Below are 14,608 nucleotides of genomic sequence, written 5' to 3' on the forward strand. Positions count from 1 at the left end.
TTTTTAGATCAGAGAAGGATTTTTTGATTTTTATTTATGCTTTTTTTAATTCCATTATGGTAATTTCCGGAGGCATTCCTATCCTACCCGGAAAGCCCAGATATCCAAACCCCCTATTCACGTATAAATATTGTTCTCCTTTTTGGTACAAACCCGCCCATTGATCATACATATATTTTACCGGACTCCATTGAAACCCTCCCACTTCAATTCCAAACTGCATTCCGTGGGTATGACCAGCAAACATAATATCAATATCGGGATATTGGGGTCTCACCTCTGCATCCCAATGGCTGGGATCGTGAGATAAAAGCAATTTCACTGGCACATCTTCCGTTCCCAGGCAAGCTTCTTTCATTTTTCCATGCTTAGGGAATCTGGCTTTTGCCCCCCAATTCTCAATGCCTATAATGGCAAGTTTATCTCCATTTCTATCTAAAATTTTGTTTTCATTCATCAATAAATTCCAACCCATTATCCCATGAGAAGCTTTCAGGTTTTCCAGGTTTTTAATTTTGGCCTGGGGTGATTCCCACCTTACATAATCACCGTAATCATGGTTACCTAATACTGAATAAACTCCCAACGGTGCAGTAACCTTTCCGAAAATATCAATATAGTCTTTTACTTCAGAGGCTTTATTATTCACTAAATCACCGGTAAAAAAGATGATATCCGGTTTCTGATTTAATATCATTTCCACACCTCCCTTCACCGCTGTTTTATTGAAAAAACTTCCAGAATGTATATCAGAAATTTGTGCAATTTTAATTCCATCGAAAGAAGATGGCAGGTTGGGAAGGTTTACGGTTTGCTTCCTCACCCGATAATCATGTGCACCGGAAATAATTCCATAAGTCATTCCCACCACAGGAACTGACGACACAATTAAACCCGTTTTTGCCAGAAATTCTGATCGGGAAATTCCATTAGTGACTTCTGGTAAACTTTCCTTTGTTTCTTTTGATCCAATACTACTGATTATCCATTGACCCAGGCGAATCAAATCATCAATCAGTAAGAAGAAAACCATGAAAACTTTAGAGAAATAATTCATAAAAATCCCCACCATGATAAATGTTCTTACATTCTTGCCAACCCACTCGGGACTGAGAAAATGATAAGTAAAAAATGCGCCTAAAGTAATTACTGTAATTGACCAGTAGATATAATTAATGATCTTTTTATTGGAATCTGAAAGATCTTGCGCAACAGTTTTTATTCCCTGAAAAACATAATAGTCGATCGCCACAAAGAGAAGCGCTACTATCCCCAAAAACACAATTTTTGACATACTTATTTAATTGATTTAGATAAGGCAACCTGATTTTTTCAAATTTTAAAAGCAAATATTAAAACACTTTTCACGGTCAAAAGTTCTGCCTGGTTGTAATTCTTATATCAGCGGTAAATTTTCAATCTTAATTGCAGCTACTCCTGAAAAAATTTTTTTAGTTTGATAAGAGCTTCCACATCTTCGTGCACCAGATATTTCACCGATTTATTTTCCCTGATCATCCTCCTAATAAAAGTGGCGGAAATATCAATTTGAGGGGCATCAAAAAATTGGACATTTGGATGATCTTCCAAACCTGAAACTTCCGCATTCATTCTGGGATAAACCAGTAAGCCATAATGCTGCAAGATCATTTCAGCATTTTTCCATTTTGGAAAATTTTTCAAATTATCTTCTCCAATGATAAGCTTGAAATCATGTTTAGGGTATTTATCAGTAAGATAGGTGAGCGTATCTATAGTATAACTTGGTTTTGGCATCCCAAACTCTATATCCGTAACATTCATTTTAGGATTATCAGCAATCGCCTGCCTCACCATAATCAGGCGGTCCTGTTCATGTAATAGGTTACTGCTTTTTTTGAATGGATTTTGAGGAGAAACAACAAACCAAACCTGATCGAGATTTGCATACTCAACTACAGAATTAGCTATTATTAAATGTCCTATATGAATAGGGTTAAAAGACCCAAAAAATAATCCTATTTTCATTTAGTGAATTTTCCCGGTTGATTAAAATTTTTTTGGAAACTACCTGCAAATGCCCACCTTCATCCAAAATGATTAATCCATATGAGGGACAATTGAGCAACCTAAAAAAATCAAAGATGCAGAGAACTTAAGATTCTAAAAATTCATCTACCAGTTTTTGAGCATTTTCAAAAGCCAATTCCAGGGAATTGTTCACCAGTACTTTATCGAAATATTTTTCGAAACTCAACTCGTATTCGGCTTTATCTACCCTTTTCTTTAAGCTTTCTTCAGATTCAGTTTTCCTGAAAGTGAGCCTTTCAATTAAAACCTGGATACTTGGTGGTTTTACGAAAATAGCAAGCGCTTCATCTCCAAACGCCTTTTTTAAATTAAGGCCACCTTTTACATCCACATCTACAATTACATGCTTTCCTTCTTCCCAAATTCTTTCAATTTCCGCTCTAAGCGTGCCATAGTAAAGTCCATCATAAACCTCTTCATACTCTACGAATTCATTTCTGGCCAGTTTTTCCCTGAAATCATCAACAGTAAGGAAATAATAATCGACTTTATCTGTTTCGTTGTGTCTTCTTTCTCTGGTAGTAGCAGAAATAGAAAAAGTCAGGCATTTATTATTGTCTAATAAATGCCTGACAATGGTTGTTTTTCCCGCCCCGGAAGGAGCGGAAAAAATCACAATTTTACCTTTACCCATCTCAATAAATTAGGCCGTTTTTCCCAGTTTGGTTCTGATCTCGTTAGCCAGATCAACCGGTACAGTTACCTTTTCCTCCTCGATTTTTTTCTTTAAAAATTCAATAGTAGAAGATTCAATATTGTAGTAAGAAATGCAATCATTACATTCCATATAATACTCATAGAACCTATCCTTGTGTTCTTTAGATGCTTCTCCATCTAAAATTAATTGAACAATTTCTACAAACTCTTTACAGAAACGTGAGCCACATCCCTGACCCTCTGATTTGGTAGAATTATCCTTTCCCATGTGCAAAATAAGTTAAATTGATAGTTTTAATTATAACCCAGTGATTGTGCGTATTTGTTCAGTTTTTCTTTAAGTAAATTCCGTGCTCTATGCAATCTGGACCTCACTGTTCCTATTGGAATATCCAATATCTTAGCCATCTCCTCGTAGGTAAAACCTTCAAGATCACATAAAATAATTACAATTCTAAAATCGACTCCCAGGGAATTTAATGCATTGGTAACTTCGTCACCAATTCTGTTTTGCATAGTCTCAGAACGCAAATCTATTGTAATATTTTGATCTGTGTTTTCTGAGTTGTAAAAAGTTTCTACTTCCTGGTAATCTACCTTAGCTGGTTGCTTGCTTTTCTTGCGGTAGTCGTTGATGAAGCTGTTCTTCAAAATCCTAAACAGCCAAGCTTTCGCATTTGTTCCTTTTTCAAAAGAACTTATGAATCTAAATGCTTTTAAGTAGGTATCCTGAACCAAATCTTTGGCATCTTCTTCATCAAATGTGAGCTTAAAGGCAAAATTATACATAGAGTCTATATGTGGCATAAACTCTGTGTCAAAAATTGCAACTTTTTCTCTTTCAGAATAATCTTTTTTCTTTGGGTCTATCATGGGTTGCGATACTATCATATAAGTCATAACATTGGGAAATTAAAATTCTAACTCGGGCATAGATAAAGGAATTCGTTTTTTTTAAATGTCCTGTTAAGGACAAATTCCTTGATTTAACCTAAGTGCCTAACTAATAAGTAGATAAAAAAGTTAGAAACCCCTAAAGAAATGTACGACTACATATTTGATTCAGATGTTAAAAAAAGTTATAATTAGTAGAACTGATAATTTGGGCGATGTCATTTTAACCCTACCACTCACTGGATTTTTAAAGTTAAAATATCCTGAGTTAAAAATTTTATTTATAGGAAAAAAATATACTGAATCTGTAATTAACACCTGCCAAAATGTGGACAGTTTTCTGGATAGAGAAAAAATAATAGATAAAGGGGAGCTTCCTGATGCTGATGCTATTATTTTTGTTTTCCCGGATAAAGAATTAGCTAAAATTGCCAAAAAAAGCCACATAAAAATAAGAATTGGAACCAGTCACCGAATTTTTCACTGGTTATACTGTAACAAACTTGTTAATTTTTCCAGGAAAAAATCCCACTTACACGAAGCTCAATTGAACTTTAAACTATTGAAAGGTTTGAATCTTCACACAGAAGTTCAACAAAAAGACCTTGCCCAATATTATAATTTAAAAGCCAAACCACTGGGCAAACCGGAAATAGAAAATCTGATCAATTCCGATAAAATTAATCTTGTATTGCATCCGAAATCGAAAGGAAGTGCCAGAGAATGGCCCATGAAAAGCTACCAAAATCTGGCTGAACTTTTACCAAAAGAAAAATTCAATTTTTTTATATCAGGCACCAAAGAAGAAGGGCAAAAAATAAAAGATGAAAACACAGAGATTTTTAAACTGGAAAATGTGTTTGATGTCACAGGGAAGTTTTCTCTTAAAGAATTTATCAACTTTATCGATTTAACAAATGGCCTGATTGCCTGCAGTACTGGTCCACTACACATTGCCGCTGGTCTGGGTAAATTTGCTCTTGGGATTTATCCTTCCAACAGACCCATGCATCCGGGTAGATGGGCGCCCATAGGAGAAAAAGCAACATTTATTGAAGCAGATGAAGTAGTGGGAAAAGGGATGGAATCGGATGATGTAACTTTAATCACTCCGGAAATGGTAGCAAAAAAAATTATGGAATCCTTCAATTTTCACTGATGAATTAATTCCCTTAATATTTCATGTGATTTTACTTCCTTAAAATTTTCGAAGTGAAATTGGTAAAACCCAAGCAATTTGTCCAGAATAAGGTTCCTTGTTTTATAATTTGTGAGAATTTTACCCGTATAGGGCATCTGAAGCATTTGATCAATAATCTCACTACTCCCAAAGTGATCTGAGTGTTGTATTCTCTGGTGAGTAAGGTCGTGGTGGGTGTCAATGGTAAAACCGAGGTAGCGGGAAAGTTTTAGCATAAACTGCAAATGGAAATTCTCAAAGTCAGCTGGCAGATGGTCAAAAGTTTGTAAACTGGTTGACAAAAACTCGAATAATGCTGTATTTTTCTCTTCTTCTTTTAAAGTTTTGCTCAGCACCTCTGTAAGAAAAATAGAGATGGTAATTTTTTTAAAATCGAAAATAATGGACTGATAGGGATAATGAATCTTTGCTTCGGAAATTCTGTTAATATCACGTCTTTCTTTATTATAAATTACCAGATCCAATAAAGTAAGTGGCTGATACAATGCTATTTTATTCACTTTCGATCGCTTACTCCTCACTCCATTAATGATATAGGATTTTAACCCAAATTCTTCCGTATAGATTCTGGCAATTATGGATGTTTCCTTATATTTCACAAAATTCAGGACTAAACCTCTTGTTTTAAAAAGCATTATTTTTCAAAAAAATGGGGGAACAAAAGAATTTTCCCAATTTCTTATTGGTATAAATTGCAAAACTAAATAATGTATAAATATCACCTTCTTTTTTCTAACTTATGGTAATTGGCCTGCTTTTTTCAAATAGTAAAATTCTTATATTTGTTTAAAGTCAAGGTGGATTTAACCTAATCATTTATACTTAGAAAAGGAGCTGAATCTTTTTACTGATGGAAATTGTCTTCCTTTCAAAATGAAGTTGTAGTTTTTATTTTAGTAAATCGAGTCCACCTTTTTAACATCCATAGAAATTGCACGAAACACTCAAAATATATCAGAAAAGACTGACAAACCTAACTGCTAAAAACAGATCTCTGTTGCTGCTCAGGTTAATTAAAAGTCAGTTTATTGATCTTCATGATTTTGATTTTCTGGATAACCGGCCCTCGTTCGATCTGATTGAAGACCTGATTTCTTCTAAAAAGAAAACAAAACTTTGTAGTACGATTGACAGCCGTGATAAAGATTCCAATACCACCAGTCATCAGCTAAGGAATATTTTTCGTACCGATAAATTTATATTTGAGGAACGAGGAGCAAAAGATTTATATGTTGGTTATCCCTTCGTGCATGGTAAAATGCTGGACGATTCTCTAATTCGTTGCCCTCTTTTATTTTTTCCGGTAGAATTAAAAATTGAAAACAATTCCTGGGTAATTGCTATTAGAAAAGATGTGGGCGTGTCATTTAACAAAACCTTTCTACTGGCTTTTTCCCACTATAATCATGTGAATTTTGATGAAAGTTTTCTTGATTATGACTTTAACTACTCTGCCATTGACAGCCAGGACTTCCGAACCGAACTTTACAACCTCTTAAAGAATTCCCCCTTAGAACTAAATTTTAGCCAGAAAACTTTTGAAGATACACTCACCGCTTTCACTAATTATTCAAAGGCGGACTTTAAAAACCAGACTGAGACAGGTGAATTAATCCTAATGCAGGAGGCTGTATTGGGGATTTTCCCCGAAGCAGGTTCTTATCTCATGCCTGATTACGATTTCCTGATCAAATCCGAAAGGATAAAAGATCTGGAAGATTTCTTCCTTTCGGCTGATGAATTAAAAAATCAACCGATGGTTCACGATACCTTTGTGGGTAAGGCTTCACACGAAGAGGAGTTAATTACCCCATACCCTATTGATGCTTCCCAAGAAAAAGCCATTAAAGCGGTGAAAGGTGGAGAGTCTCTGGTTATTCAGGGTCCTCCGGGAAGCGGGAAATCCCAGCTGATTTGCAATTTAATTGTAGATCAGATTGCTAAGGGTAAAAATGTGTTGGTCGTTTGCCAAAAAAAGGCAGCCTTGGATGTAGTTTACCAGAGGTTGGGCCTGAAAAAGTTTGACGATTTTGCTGCTTTAATTCACGATTTTAAAAATGACAGGAAATTAATTTATGAAAAAATTAACCGGCAAATCGAACTTTTAGAAAGATTCCAGACTGAAAACAATAGTCTCGATACCATTTATCTGGAAAGAAACTTTCTGAAAGTAAGCCGAGAGATCGACCAAATAGTAGAGGAGCTTGACGAATTTAAATCGGCACTTTTTGATATTGCAGAATGCGGCATTTCCATAAAAGAATTATACCTCACCAGTGATATAAATTTCCCGACTATCAGTCTGAGAAGGGAATATCCCAACTTTCCTTTTTCCAATCATCATGAGGTGATGCGAAAAATTGATAATTATGCCACTTACTACAGTAAGCTGGATATTTCGAGTTATTTCTGGGCAAACAGGGTATCTTTCAAAGACTTTCAAATTGATGATCAACGATTGATCATTGAAAAAATCAATTCCATAAAACCTTATTTTGAGGAGGTGACTCAGCAGGTGGAGGAGATCATTAGCATGAAACTGGAACTCGATGAATTTGACTGGATTCATCATAGAAAAGAGGATTTCCTGAAACTACTTGAAATATTAGAAGAACCAGTGGTGTTCAACTATTTTAAAAATGATCTGAAGTATTCAAATACAGACTTTTTATGGTTAGCCAATATGAAAAAAAACACCCTCAATACTTTTGGGGTGGAAGGTATTGAGGCCACTGTTGACCGAAAAGAAATTGGAAATGTGCAGGGATTATTGCAGCGTGCCAAACAAGCTAACCGACAATGGTTTAGAAAAATAATATATAACCTGTTTTCAAAAGAAAAAGCAAAAGTTGATGAATTGATAAAAGCCAATGGGTTAGAAGATACCCGCAAGCCTATAAATACATTAATTATAAAACTGGACAACAGGATGAATCTCGAACATTATTTATCTTCATTGTCCGATTCCCCCTGGCTGATAGACATTCCTGAAAACAGAAATTTAGAAGAACTACAAAAATGGTTTGATCTGCACCTGAAAGCTGTAAATGCCAAACAGATTTATAATTCTCTGAGAAATGGTATAAAATACCTTGAACTGGAAGAGGCAAGTTTCGATGAGATTTATAAAAAAATTAACCGTTTGCTGAATATAGTTCAAAACCACCTTTTGGTAAAAGAAGACTGGTCCAGGTTTCTTTCTATAAAGCAAATAAATGGAATTCTAAACGGAAGTATTCCCACAGATAAATTAATAGCATCCCTTGAGGAAGACTTCGATTCTTTATGCGAATTTGATAAACTCAAAGAAAATCTCAACTCTGATGAAAACCTGATTATAAATAGACTGCTGGAAGATTTCGGAAAACTGGAAAAGGGAAGATCAGCCAGTATTTATGACAATAGTATCCGAATTGCCTGGATAAATCATATTGAGGCTAAATATCCTGTATTGCGTTCGGTTTCTTCCGAAAAGCTGGTGCAACTTGAAGAAAAGCTCAAAGAAAACATCAACATTAAAATTGACCTGAGTAGCGAAATTGCCCTATTAAAAGTGAGGGAAAGAACTTATAAAGAGGTGGAGTATAACCGTCTGAACAATATGGTAACTTATCGGGATTTGAAACATCAGGTAAGTAAAAAGCGAAATATTTGGCCAATAAGAAAACTCATACAAAACTTTTCCCACGAATTACTAAACCTTGTTCCCTGCTGGATGGCCTCACCCGAATCGGTATCTGCCGTTTTCCCAATGGAGGAATTTTTTGATCTGGTAATTTTCGATGAAGCATCCCAGTGTTTTGCAGAAAGAGGTATTCCGGCCATGTATCGGGGAAAACAAGTGGTGATTACCGGAGATGATAAGCAACTGGCCCCATATGACCTTTACCAACCCCGATGGGAAGAAGAAATGGATGGGGAAACCGCTCTGGAAGTAGATTCACTTTTGGATTTGGGCAAACAATATGTTCAGCAAATTCCCCTATTAGGCCATTATAGAAGTAAATCTTTAGATTTGATCGATTTTTCAAATCAGAATTTTTACCAGGGAGAATTAAGATTAATCCCGGATTATAATGAGTTTTTAAAGCAGGAATCTGCCATTTCCTACATCAAAATGGATGGGGTATGGGAGAATAACATAAATTTGGCAGAGGCCCAAAAAGTAGTGGAATTGATAAAAAGTTATGCTGAAAATAATGTAGAAAATATAGGTGTAATTACTTTCAATTTCAAACAACAGGAATTAATTCAGGATTTACTCGAGGAAGCTCAGGTAAATTATGGGAGCGAACTTTTTGTAAAAAACATTGAAAATGTACAGGGAGATGAAAGGGATATTATCATATTTTCGATTGGCTACGCCCCCTCTCCTACGGGAAAATTTAGACTTCAGTTTGGTAGCCTGAATCAGGAAAAAGGGGAAAACAGACTTAATGTAGCCGTAACGAGGGCAAGAGAGAAAGTAATAATTGTGAGTAGTATATATCCTTCTCAACTAAAGGTGGATGATTTGAAAAATGAAGGTCCAAAACTTTTAAAAGATTATTTACAATATGCCTTAAATATTCATGAGGGGAAATACAGTCCGACAATCAAACCTGATGGGAACAATCGCTCCGAATGGTTTTTGAAGAATAAGATTCAGACTATTTTTGGCAATCTTTCACTTTCTTCAACCTTGCCATTTGCCGATCTTAATCTGGATAAATCGAATGAAATAAGATTACTTCTTACTGATGATAATTACTATTTCCAAAGTATTTCCACTAAAGATGCTCACGGCTATTCCCAGATTACTTTAAGAGATAAAAACTGGACTTACCGAAGATTCTATAGTCGCCACTTTTGGAAAAACAAGGAAAACTTCCTTAGTGAAATGGAGAAGTATCTTGGGTAATAGTTATTTTGTAGATTTGTGGAAATAAAAAAGGCTGAAATGATTGTACATTTCAGCCCTCTAAAAAACTTGAAAAATATTTTTATTGATTGTGTGATCGCCTTAATAACACCCTTTTCCCTTTCTTTTCATATTTGGCGTCTACCACCGGTGATATCATTTTAAGCACATGGTCAACCGTTTTATCACTAAACTCTGCGGTTAATGTTCTTTCCAAAATTTCCCTATCAGTAACAGTAATTTCCACATCATACCATCTTTCCAAAACTTTCACCACTTCATACATCTTTGTATTCTTAAATACTAACCTTCTGTTTTTCCAGGCAATATCCTGTTCACTTTCTATTTTGGAAGAAGTCTCCACCTTTTTAGAGGAAACATTATACCTGATTAGGATTAAGTAAATAAATATCTTCCTTTGGAGATTTCGATTGAGAATTGGTAAGAAAACCTACTCTTCCGGAAGCTACAGTAAGGGTAATATTCTCCTCATTAGGATAAGCATTCAGGTTGAATGAGGTTCCCAAAACTTTTGTAATAGTTTTCCCGGCAATCACCACAAATGGCCTGGCAGAATCTTCAGCAACCTCAAAATACGCTTCACCTACCAATTCTACCTGACGATTATTCCCTGTAAAATTACTTGGATACCCCAATTTACTATCTACATTAAGCCAAACCTTGGTTCCATCAGAAAGTGTAATTCTTTCCATTTCACCTCTATCCGTTGTTTTATGAATGTAGGAAAACTCTCTGTTATTATTTGGGGTAGTGTAAAAGTAAATTCCACTAAATATTCCCAAAAGGATAATAACAGATGCAGCAATTCTGGAAGGTTTAAAAGGTAGAAGTTTTCTCCTTTTCTGTTCAATGGGTTTGTCAATTAAACCCATCATTTTTTCAATGCGGACATCAATTTCAGGCTCAGATTTATAATATTGGTTTGCATCCAATAGGTGATCTGATTCTTCCCAAACTTGAGCGGCTTTATAATAAGATTCTTTAAATTCCTGATCAGAGTCCACAAGGCTAATAAATTTATCCTTTTCATCCTTTGAACAGGCACCGGTCAAATACTGGGCGATTAGTGTCCAGTCTAACTTACTCATAACTTATTCATTTGTAAAGTTCAAATCATATATTCTTTTTTATATTAAAAGTTGAAAAAATTACTAAGGTTCGGTTATAAAATACACAGCAGTATTAAATTTAAAACAAACATTAGTAAGTCTCAATTTAAGGAAAATAACCCAAATTTGCTTAACTAATGCTCTTGTTAATTAGTTCAACTATACCTAGTATTATATAGGACAATCTAAAATCAGATTAAGTCAAATTTTATCCATAATATTTATAAAGTTACAAATTATAAAGAATAAAATAACAGGGATAAAATCATCATTTAATAATCCTTTTAATTTAATCTTCAATTCCTTGAGGGCAATTCCAATTTGATAATGAACTCTTCTTACAGGAATATTTAAGGATTCTGCAATTTCTTTATAAGTCAATTCTTCAAACCGGCTCAACTTAAATATTTCCTGGCATTGTGCAGGAAGGGCTTCAATAGCTTCATGAAGCTTCTTGCTTAATTCAGAATAATTGTATTTGTCTTCGGTATCATTATGGAAATTAATTGAGGTTTGAGCGAGTTTTTTTTGATACTCCTTTTCAAACTTTCGTCTTTTAAGGTAATTCAAGGTGTGATTTCTGGAGGATCTGTACAGGTAGGCTTTTAATGAACTGTTTATTTGAATGGATTCTCTTTTTTGCCAAAAATTCACAAAAATATCCTGAACCAATTCTTCAGCAAGATCTTCAATCTTCACCATTCCAAGGATATACACATAAAGAGGATTATAATACCTTTTCACAATTTCTTTCCAGGCCTTCTGATCACCCTGTTGTACTTTGGCAATCAGTTCCTCTTCTTTATACGCTTTCAATCTTAGGGATGTCAATGGAAAATCAATTTCTATTTATATCAAAATAAATGCATAATAAGCATTTGAACAAAAATAGTACGATACTATAAGTATGAGCATCAAACAGGAATATTGGTTTAAATTTCTGAAATTCCCGCTTATAATTAAAGTCACCAGTTGTTAAAAAAGCCCAAAATTAAAATAAACGAAAAATTTCGAATGAATAAAATTTTATCCTTTCCTCAAGATAGGGTAAAACCTGATGACCTCAGTTTTTTCAGGGAAATAATTATAAATATTTGGTTTTCCCTGAGGATTCAAATCAAGTTTTGCTATTCTAATTCTTATTCGGAATAAACCTCTATAATCCCGAAAAATAAAAATTAAAATTGGTTATTGGAAACAATTCGAATATCAAATTTAGAAGACAGGTAAATCTTTCTTATTCCAGCAAAATTTTTATTACCTCATTGTTAAGATCTGGCAAGTATTTGCATTCTGTGCGCATCCAGCTTTATCAAAATAAATAAAAGAATTGTGAAAGACCATAGTGAGGACCCCCCATAGCTAAAGAATGGCAAGGGAATACCGATTACGGGAAAAAGACCAATAGTCATCCCGATATTCACCATGAAATGGAAAAAGAATATTCCCAACACAGAATAGCCGTAAATTCTGGTAAACCGGGACTTTTGCCTTTCTGCGATAAACATGATCCTAAAAAACAAAGCTATGAATAATCCTATCACAATAAGACTCCCTATCCATCCTCTTTCTTCCCCTACTGTACAAAAAATAAAATCAGTACTCTGATCCGGTACAAAATCAAATTTGGTTTGAGTACCTTTTAAAAACCCTTTACCTATTAGTCCACCTGAACCAATGGCAATTTTGGATTGGGTAACCTGCCAGCCAATTCCCATCGGATCAATATCAGGATCTACCAAAAACTCTATCCGCTTACTCTGGTGAGGCTTTAGTACATTTTTCATGACATAATCCACACTATAGGCCATTCCAATTAATAAAAAGGACACCAATACAGAGAATAATGCCTTTTGTAATTTCTTTTTCTTGGAGAGCAGGAATAATGCCGCTCCAATAATTAATCCCAATGCCACAATCGACCAGATTAATATATTAAAATCTTCTCCCCTGAAAAACAAAGTAATGATGAAAAAGACTACGAACATCAATCCAAGCGCAATGATAAAACCGGGAAACCCTTCTCTGTAAAACACAATTATAAATGAGGCAAAAACCAATGCCGAGCCTGTGTCTCCCTGAAGGATAATTAAAGCAGCGGGAAATGAAATTAAAGCCAGCATGGTGAGAAAAGTGGGAATATTGTCCAGCTTTTTACCAGAATAGCTTAAAAGCTTGGCGATAGCAAGGCCTGTAGCCAATTTTGCAAATTCTGCCGGCTGTATTCTAATTCCTCCCAAATCAAACCATGATTTAGAACCTGCTACTTCCCGTCCAAAAAGCAATACTAATATAAGGGAAAGCATGACCACTCCATAAATTGGAAGTGCAAAGGTATCATAGAACTTAAAGTCCATCACCAGAACAGCGATAATCAAAACAAGACTAAGACTAAACCAAACGAATTGTTTACCAGCATTGTAATTGGTATTAAAAATACCCTGCTGAATATCCGGATCATAAACAGCAGCATAAATATTTATCCAGCCAAAGAAAACCATTGCCAGATAAATAAGTATTGTAGGCCAGTCAATTGTTTGGGATAATCTATTTTGAGATCGCATTAATCAAAGCTAAAAAAATGGAAAATATTAGATGTTTCTATCATTCCAATACAAAAACTACCCTGCTCCGGACGCTAAAAAATTTTATCATCAACTTTTCCTAACAGGGATAAAAAAGCAACGCCTGACTAGCAGGCGTAGTATTTTGAAAGTCAGCACATATTTAAATTACCAAACCTTCGCTTATTTTCAGTCAAGTTTTATTCCAAAAAATCAGTTGATGAGCGCAACTGCTCAGCAACAGGATTCCTTTTTAGTTTGCCAGTAATTGCAATAAAGTGGTAATTTTAGTTTTTAATTCTACTCTGTTTACTATAAAATCAATAAATCCATGCTCAAGTAAAAATTCAGCACTTTGAAATCCTTTTGGCAAATCTTTCCCAATGGTCTCTCTAATTACCCTCGGCCCGGCAAAACCAATTAGGGCACCTGGTTCGGCAATATTAAAATCCCCCAGCATGGCAAAAGAGGCAGTGACTCCACCTGTAGTAGGATCTGTCATCAAGGAAATATAGGGAACTTTAGCTTCAGAAAGTAAGGCCAGCTTAGCCGAAGTTTTTGCCATTTGCATTAAGGATAAACCCGCTTCCATCATTCTGGCTCCTCCAGATTTAGAAATCATCAGAAAAGGAGTTTTGGTTTTTAAGGCATAATCAATAGCTCTGGCAACTTTTTCTCCAACTACAGAACCCATTGATCCCCCAATAAAGGAAAAATCCATACAACAAACTACTAATGGCAATCCATTTATTTTTCCATGAGCCGTTCTTGCCGCATCCTTCAATCCCGTTTTCTTCTGGCTATCCTTTATTCTTTCAGGGTAGGATTTGGAATCTGTAAATTTGAGTGGATCATTCGAAGTAAGATTCGCATCCAGCTCAGTAAATTCATTATTATCGAATAGAATTTCAAAATATTCTGTAGACCCAATTCTTTTATGGTAGTTATCATCAGGATACACATAGGCATTTTCCTTTAGTTGTTTCTTATGGATGATTTTACCACTTGGCATTTTTTCCCATAATCCATCAGGAGAATCTTTTTTTTCATTGGTAGGGGTAGTAATTCCTTTTTCCTTTCTTTTAAACCACGACATAATTTATTATTAATTATACAGATTCACGATCAATAAAACACGATATTTTTTCCCCAAATTCGCTTGGAGAATAGAGGGCAAAGATATTTAATTATT

At 34.9% G+C, this 14,608-nt stretch carries 13 protein-coding genes; 2 read left to right on the forward strand and 11 right to left on the reverse strand.

Features of this window, described 5'->3' with window-relative positions; genetic code table 11:
- Positions 1 to 34: 34 nt before the first annotated feature.
- The 5 genes from A3EM_RS0132285 to A3EM_RS0132310 form a co-directional block, all read right to left on the reverse strand.
- Positions 35 to 1,294 (reverse strand): metallophosphoesterase, encoded by a 1,260-nt coding sequence (locus A3EM_RS0132285; RefSeq protein ID WP_020532405.1) that lies wholly within the window; start codon positions 1,292 to 1,294, stop codon positions 35 to 37.
- Positions 1,295 to 1,431: 137 nt separating this feature from the next.
- Positions 1,432 to 2,007: a nicotinate (nicotinamide) nucleotide adenylyltransferase gene (nadD, locus tag A3EM_RS0132290; RefSeq protein WP_020532406.1), complete on the reverse strand. Its 576-nt coding sequence runs from the start codon at positions 2,005 to 2,007 to the stop codon at positions 1,432 to 1,434.
- A 127-nt stretch (positions 2,008 to 2,134) separates the two neighbouring features.
- Entirely contained in the window at positions 2,135 to 2,704 is a 570-nt protein-coding gene (gene gmk / locus A3EM_RS0132300) for a guanylate kinase (protein WP_020532408.1), read from the reverse strand.
- Positions 2,705 to 2,713: 9 nt separating this feature from the next.
- Positions 2,714 to 2,995, reverse strand: coding sequence for a hypothetical protein (locus A3EM_RS0132305; protein ID WP_020532409.1), 282 nt, complete (start codon positions 2,993 to 2,995; stop codon positions 2,714 to 2,716).
- Between the two features lie 26 nt (positions 2,996 to 3,021).
- Positions 3,022 to 3,600, reverse strand: coding sequence for a sigma-70 family RNA polymerase sigma factor (locus tag A3EM_RS0132310; protein ID WP_026210715.1), 579 nt, complete (start codon positions 3,598 to 3,600; stop codon positions 3,022 to 3,024).
- 193 nt (positions 3,601 to 3,793) lie between these two features.
- Between A3EM_RS0132310 and A3EM_RS44275 the strand changes: the two genes are divergently transcribed.
- Entirely contained in the window at positions 3,794 to 4,780 is a 987-nt protein-coding gene (locus A3EM_RS44275; protein WP_020532411.1) for a glycosyltransferase family 9 protein, read from the forward strand.
- Here the strand turns inward: A3EM_RS44275 and recO are convergent.
- Positions 4,774 to 5,457 carry a DNA repair protein RecO gene (gene recO / locus A3EM_RS0132320; RefSeq protein WP_020532412.1) on the reverse strand — a complete coding sequence of 228 codons (684 nt, stop codon included), beginning with the start codon at positions 5,455 to 5,457 and terminating at the stop codon, positions 4,774 to 4,776. The two genes, A3EM_RS44275 and recO, sit on opposite strands and share 7 nt — an antisense overlap.
- Positions 5,458 to 5,753: 296 nt before the next feature.
- Here recO and A3EM_RS0132325 point away from each other — a divergent pair, with 296 nt between their 5' ends.
- Positions 5,754 to 9,722, forward strand: a complete 3,969-nt coding sequence (locus A3EM_RS0132325) for an AAA domain-containing protein (protein ID WP_020532413.1) — start codon at positions 5,754 to 5,756, stop codon at positions 9,720 to 9,722.
- 82 nt (positions 9,723 to 9,804) lie between these two features.
- Here A3EM_RS0132325 and A3EM_RS46510 read toward each other — a convergent pair whose 3' ends face one another.
- The 5 genes from A3EM_RS46510 to accD all read right to left on the reverse strand — a co-directional run bounded on the left by A3EM_RS46510 (position 9,805) and on the right by accD (position 14,512).
- Positions 9,805 to 10,086, reverse strand: coding sequence for a FecR domain-containing protein (locus tag A3EM_RS46510; protein ID WP_020532414.1), 282 nt, complete (start codon positions 10,084 to 10,086; stop codon positions 9,805 to 9,807).
- A gap of 16 nt (positions 10,087 to 10,102) precedes the next feature.
- Positions 10,103 to 10,831 carry a FecR family protein gene (locus tag A3EM_RS46515; protein WP_020532415.1) on the reverse strand — a complete coding sequence of 243 codons (729 nt, stop codon included), beginning with the start codon at positions 10,829 to 10,831 and terminating at the stop codon, positions 10,103 to 10,105.
- A gap of 222 nt (positions 10,832 to 11,053) precedes the next feature.
- Positions 11,054 to 11,668 (reverse strand): RNA polymerase sigma factor, encoded by a 615-nt coding sequence (locus A3EM_RS44285; protein WP_020532416.1) that lies wholly within the window; start codon positions 11,666 to 11,668, stop codon positions 11,054 to 11,056.
- A gap of 452 nt (positions 11,669 to 12,120) precedes the next feature.
- Complete coding sequence (gene rodA, locus A3EM_RS0132350; RefSeq protein ID WP_020532418.1) at positions 12,121 to 13,416, reverse strand: rod shape-determining protein RodA; 1,296 nt, start codon at positions 13,414 to 13,416, stop codon at positions 12,121 to 12,123.
- A gap of 253 nt (positions 13,417 to 13,669) precedes the next feature.
- Positions 13,670 to 14,512, reverse strand: coding sequence for an acetyl-CoA carboxylase, carboxyltransferase subunit beta (gene accD, locus A3EM_RS0132355; protein ID WP_020532419.1), 843 nt, complete (start codon positions 14,510 to 14,512; stop codon positions 13,670 to 13,672).
- Between the last annotated feature and the right edge of the window lie 96 nt (positions 14,513 to 14,608).

Origin of the sequence: Flexithrix dorotheae DSM 6795, assembly GCF_000379765.1 — a bacterium.
GTDB classification, from domain to species: Bacteria; Bacteroidota; Bacteroidia; order Cytophagales; family Flammeovirgaceae; genus Flexithrix; species Flexithrix dorotheae.

Coding starts and splice junctions, on each gene's coding strand:
- A3EM_RS0132285 (WP_020532405.1), bottom strand. CDS start 1,294: ATGTCAAAAATTGTGTTTTTGGGGATAGTAGCGCTTCTCTTTGTGGCG.
- nadD (WP_020532406.1), bottom strand. CDS start 2,007: ATGAAAATAGGATTATTTTTTGGGTCTTTTAACCCTATTCATATAGGA.
- gmk (WP_020532408.1), bottom strand. CDS start 2,704: ATGGGTAAAGGTAAAATTGTGATTTTTTCCGCTCCTTCCGGGGCGGGA.
- A3EM_RS0132305 (WP_020532409.1), bottom strand. CDS start 2,995: ATGGGAAAGGATAATTCTACCAAATCAGAGGGTCAGGGATGTGGCTCA.
- A3EM_RS0132310 (WP_026210715.1), bottom strand. CDS start 3,600: ATGATAGACCCAAAGAAAAAAGATTATTCTGAAAGAGAAAAAGTTGCA.
- A3EM_RS44275 (WP_020532411.1), top strand. CDS start 3,794: ATGTTAAAAAAAGTTATAATTAGTAGAACTGATAATTTGGGCGATGTC.
- recO (WP_020532412.1), bottom strand. CDS start 5,457: ATGCTTTTTAAAACAAGAGGTTTAGTCCTGAATTTTGTGAAATATAAG.
- A3EM_RS46515 (WP_020532415.1), bottom strand. CDS start 10,831: ATGAGTAAGTTAGACTGGACACTAATCGCCCAGTATTTGACCGGTGCC.
- rodA (WP_020532418.1), bottom strand. CDS start 13,416: ATGCGATCTCAAAATAGATTATCCCAAACAATTGACTGGCCTACAATA.
- accD (WP_020532419.1), bottom strand. CDS start 14,512: ATGTCGTGGTTTAAAAGAAAGGAAAAAGGAATTACTACCCCTACCAAT.